At 28.5% G+C, this 214-nt stretch carries 1 protein-coding gene; it reads right to left on the reverse strand.

Going from position 1 to position 214, the window contains the following annotated elements; all coding sequences use genetic code 11:
* On the reverse strand, positions 1 to 214 hold a 214-nt coding region (locus HMPREF3265_RS06155; protein WP_141744502.1), incomplete at both ends, for a transposase.

Here is a 214-nt window from a genome sequence, read left to right on the forward strand (position 1 = left end):
AACCCAAAATAGCCTTCATAAATCCAAAAACAGGCTCCACATCAATTTTTCTTTGACTGTAGATGGTTTTTATTTTTGGTTCTGAAAGCTTTTTATTAATTTGGGCTTTAAAATATTCCCAATTATAATTTTTCATTATTTTTTTATTCGTTTTTGAATTGTATTTCATGCATTGGTGTCTCAGAGGACATTCTGAACAATCATCACATTCATA

The sequence above is a fragment of the Staphylococcus sp. HMSC62B09 genome (assembly GCF_001839115.1).
Lineage (GTDB): Bacteria > Bacillota > Bacilli > Staphylococcales > Staphylococcaceae > Staphylococcus > Staphylococcus haemolyticus.